At 69.7% G+C, this 4404-nt stretch carries 5 protein-coding genes; 3 read left to right on the plus strand and 2 right to left on the minus strand.

What is annotated here, in order from left to right:
* Positions 1-30: 30 nt before the first annotated feature.
* The 3 genes from KME77_RS13415 to KME77_RS13425 are packed head-to-tail and all read left to right on the plus strand — an operon-like array spanning position 31 to position 3106.
* Positions 31-1044: an ABC transporter permease gene (locus KME77_RS13415; RefSeq protein WP_219466563.1), complete on the plus strand. Its 1014-nt coding sequence runs from the start codon at positions 31-33 to the stop codon at positions 1042-1044.
* Positions 1041-2075 (plus strand): ABC transporter ATP-binding protein, encoded by a 1035-nt coding sequence (locus tag KME77_RS13420; RefSeq protein ID WP_219466566.1) that lies wholly within the window; start codon positions 1041-1043, stop codon positions 2073-2075. The genes KME77_RS13415 and KME77_RS13420 overlap by 4 nt, the downstream gene beginning before the upstream one ends.
* Positions 2072-3106: an ABC transporter ATP-binding protein gene (locus KME77_RS13425; protein WP_219466567.1), complete on the plus strand. Its 1035-nt coding sequence runs from the start codon at positions 2072-2074 to the stop codon at positions 3104-3106. Before KME77_RS13420 ends, KME77_RS13425 begins: the two co-directional genes overlap by 4 nt.
* Positions 3107-3148: 42 nt before the next feature.
* On the opposite strand, the gene KME77_RS13430 is transcribed toward KME77_RS13425, so the two are convergent.
* Positions 3149-3832 carry a response regulator gene (locus tag KME77_RS13430; RefSeq protein WP_219466570.1) on the minus strand — a complete coding sequence of 228 codons (684 nt, stop codon included), beginning with the start codon at positions 3830-3832 and terminating at the stop codon, positions 3149-3151.
* On the minus strand, positions 3829-4404 hold a 576-nt coding region (locus KME77_RS13435), incomplete at its 5' end, for a sensor histidine kinase (protein WP_246609694.1). The genes KME77_RS13435 and KME77_RS13430, both read right to left, overlap by 4 nt.

Below are 4404 nucleotides of genomic sequence, written 5' to 3' on the forward strand. Positions count from 1 at the left end.
CCCAGCCCCCCCCCGCCACGGCCGAGATCAGTGGCCACATACATCGTCAGACGGTTGATAGCGGCCGTCCTGCTGCTCTTCGTGGTGAGCATCACGACGTTCGCCATCTTCTTTCTCGTGCCGCTGTGGGCGGGGAACTCCCCCGAAGACCTCGCCTCGCGTTACGTGGGCAAGGCCGCCAACCAGGAGATGATCCACCAGGCCGCCGAGAAGCTCGGCTTCAACGACCCGCTGGTCGTGCAGTACGGGCGGTTCGTGAAAGGCATCTTCGCCGGCACCGACCGCAACTACGGTCCCGGTGTCGAGCACTGCCCGGCGCCGTGCCTCGGCTACTCGTACGTGACCCAGAATCCGGTGCTGCCCGACCTGGAGGACCGATTGCCGGTGACGCTGTCACTGGCGCTCGGCGCGGCCGTGGTGTGGGTGCTGTTCGGCGTGGCCACCGGCGTGGTGTCGGCGCTGAGACGCGGCAGCTTCTTCGACCGTCTGTCGATGGGCATAGCGCTGGCCGGCGTCTCGCTGCCCATCTTCTTCACCGGCATCGTGTCCCTGGCCATCTTCCGTGACCAGCTCGGCCTGGTCGGCGACGTCGCCAACTGGGTGCCGTTCTCCGAGGACCCGGCCACCTGGGCCAACAACCTCATCCTGCCGTGGGTGACGCTCGCCTTCCTCTACGCGGCCGGGTACGCGCGGCTCACCAGAGCGGGCATGCTGGAGACCATGGGGGAGGACTACATCCGCACGGCCCGGGCCAAGGGCCTGCCCGAGCGCACCGTGGTGATCAAGCACGGCCTGCGCGCCACGCTCACGCCCGTGATGACGATGTTCGGGCTCGACCTGGGCCTGCTGCTCGGCGGCGCGGTGCTGACCGAGAGCACGTTCTCGCTGCCCGGCATCGGCAAGTACGCCGTCGACGCCATCGGCAACAACGACCTGCCCCAGGTGATGGGCGTCACGCTGACCGCGGCGGCCTTCATCATCATCGCCAACCTGGTCGTCGACCTGCTCTACGCGACCGTCGACCCGAGAGTGAGGCTGACGTGAGCGAGAACGCCTTCCTCGACGTCCAGGACCTCAAGATCCACTTCAAGACCGACGACGGAGTCGTCAAGTCGGTGGACGGGCTGTCGTTCAGCCTCGACCGCGGCAAGACGCTGGGCATCGTCGGCGAGTCGGGCTCCGGCAAGTCGGTGACCAGCCTCGGCATCCTCGGCCTGCACCGCGGCGGCAACGCCAACGTCACCGGCCAGATCTGGCTCGACGGCGAGGACCTCATCACCGCCTCCAACGAGCACGTGCGCGGCCTGCGCGGCCGCAAGATGTCGATGATCTTCCAGGACCCGCTGTCGTCGATGCACCCGTTCTACACGGTCGGCGCCCAGATCATCGAGGCGTACCGGATCCACCACAAGGTGTCCAAGAGCGTCGCCAAGAAGCACGCCATCGACATGCTCGGCCGGGTCGGCATCCCCGAGCCGCAGCGGCGCGTCGACTCCTACCCGCACGAGTTCTCCGGCGGCATGCGCCAGCGCGCCATGATCGCCATGGCGCTGTCGTGCGACCCCGAGCTGCTCATCGCCGACGAGCCGACGACCGCGCTCGACGTCACCGTGCAGGCCCAGATCCTCGACCTGATGCGCGACCTGCAGCGCGAGTTCAACTCCGCGCTCATCATCATCACGCACGACCTCGGCGTGGTCGCCGAGCTGTCCGACGACATCCTGGTCATGTACGCGGGCAAGTGCATCGAGTACGGCACGGCCGACGACATCTTCTACCGGCCCGAGCACCCGTACACGTGGGGCCTGCTCGGCTCCATGCCGCGCCTGGACCGCGAGCCCACCGAGCGGCTGCTGCCGGTCAAGGGAAGCCCGCCGTCCCTCATCAACGTGCCTTCGGGCTGCGCCTTCCACCCCCGCTGCCCGTACGCCGAGCTGACCAAGGGCAGGGACAGGACCGAGGTGCCCGTCCTGCTTGACACCGACCCGGGCCACCTCGTGCGCTGCCACCTCAGCAGGACGGAGCGGCGGACGCTGTGGGAGAACGAAGTCAAGCCAGCTCTGGAGACCCAGTGACCACCTCGAACGAGCCGCTTCTGTCCGTCCAGGACCTGCAGAAGCACTTCCCGGTGACCAAGGGCCTGCTCAAGCGGCAGGTCGGCGCCGTGAAGGCGGTCGACGGCATCAGTTTCGACGTCGTCAAGGGCGAGACCCTCGGCCTGGTGGGCGAGTCGGGCTGCGGCAAGTCGACCACCGGCCGCCTGGTCACCAGGCTCCTGGAGCCGACCGCGGGCAAGATCGTCTTCGAGGGTCGCGACCTCACCCACATGAGCCAGGGCGCCCTGCGGCCGCTGCGCCGCGACATGCAGATGATCTTCCAGGACCCGTACTCGTCGCTCAACCCGCGGCACACGGTCGGCACCATCGTCGGCGCCCCGTACCGCATCCAGGGCGTCAAGACCGAGAACGGGATCAAGAAGGCCGTCCAGGACATCCTCGCCCTGGTCGGGCTCAACCCGGAGCACTACAACCGCTACCCGCACGAGTTCTCCGGCGGCCAGCGGCAGCGCATCGGCATCGCCCGCACGCTCGCGCTCAAGCCCAAGCTGATCATCGCCGACGAGCCCGTCTCCGCGCTCGACGTGTCCATCCAGGCGCAGGTGGTCAACCTGCTGGAGGACCTGCAGAACGAGCTGGACCTGACGTACGTGGTCATCGCCCACGACCTGTCCGTGGTGCGCCACATCAGCGACCGGGTCGCGGTCATGTACCTGGGCAAGATCGTCGAGATCGCCGACCGCAAGCGCCTCTACAGCTCGCCCATGCACCCCTACACGAACGCGCTGCTGTCGGCCGTCCCGATCCCGGACCCGAAGGCGCGTACGGAGAGGGAGCGGATCAGGCTGACCGGCGACGTGCCGAGCCCGCTCAACCCGCCGCCCGCCTGCCGCTTCCACACCCGCTGCTGGAAGGCCCAGGACGTCTGCAAGACGGTCGAGCCGCCGCTGGAGGAGCTGGCCAGCGGCCACCGGGTCGCCTGCCACTTCCCGGAGAACGCCCCCGACGCGGTCGTCCAGACGCCCACCGGCGCCGTGGCCCCCGAGTAGGCACAGAGAAGCAGGCGCAGGGGAGCAGGCGCGCAGGAGTGGTTACGACAGGGCGCCCGGGGTGATCAGCCCCGTCTCGTAGGCGAGGACGACGGCCTGGACGCGGTCGCGCAGGCCCAGCTTGGTCAGCACGTTGCCCACGTGCGTCTTGACCGTCGTCTCGCTGACCACCAGCTTGGCGGCGATCTCGGCGTTGGACATGCCCTTGGCGATCAGCCGCAGCACCTCCAGCTCCCGCTCGGTCAGCCGGTCGAGCCGCGCCGGGGTCGCCTGCTCGTACGCGGACGGCAGCCGCGTGGCGAACCGGTCCAGCAGCCGCCTGGTCACGCTCGGCGCCACGATCGCGTCGCCCGCCGCCACCACGCGGATCGCCTGCACCAGCTCGTCCGGCGGCACGTCCTTCAGCAGGAACCCGGACGCGCCGGAGCGCAGCGCCTCGACGATGTACTCGTCCAGGTCGAACGTGGTCAGCACCAGCACCTTCGGCACGTGCGCCGTCGGCGCGGCCTCGCGCACGATGCGGCGCGTCGCCTCGATGCCGTCGACCCCGGGCATCCGGATGTCCATCAGCACCACGTCGGGCAGCAGCGCCCGCGTCTGCTCCTGCGCGTCCTTGCCGTCACCGGCCTGCCCCACCACCGTGATGTCGGGCTCGGCCTCGAGTATCAGGCGGAAACCGGTGCGCAGCAGCGGCTGGTCGTCCACCAGCAGCACCCTGATCGTCATTGTGAGTCCTTCAAGGGGAACCTCGCCCGCACCTCGAATCCGCCCCCCGCTCGCGGACCGATGCTGAGGATTCCACCATAGAGGGCAACCCGCTCGCGAATGCCCACCAAACCGTGCCCTGGCTGCCCGGTCAGGGCCGCCAGGCCCCGCCCGTCGTCCTCCACCCGCACGTCCAGCTCACGCGGGTCGTGCCGGACGGTCACCACGGCCTTGGCGCCGGGACCGGCGTGGCGCAGGCTGTTGGTCAGCCCCTCCTGGATCAGCCGGTAGGCGGCCAGGTCGACGCCGGCGGGGACGGCCGGCGGGTCGCCCTCGACGGACAGCTGGGTGGCCAGACCGGCCTCCCGCATCTGCTCCACCAGCGCGGGCAGGTCGTGCAGGCCCGGCTGCGGCCCCAGCTCGGCGCGGGCGTCGGTGCGCAGCACGCCGACGATGTTGCGCATCTCGCTCATCGCCATCCGGCCGGTGTGCTCGATCGCCGACAGCGCCTCACGCGCCAGGTCGGGGTCGGCGGCCAGCACCCGCCGCGCGGCGGCCGCCTGCACCGTCATCACGCTCACGTGGTGGGCCAC

It is taken from the genome of Nonomuraea rhizosphaerae (genome assembly GCF_019396405.1).
Lineage (GTDB): Bacteria > Actinomycetota > Actinomycetes > Streptosporangiales > Streptosporangiaceae > Nonomuraea > Nonomuraea rhizosphaerae.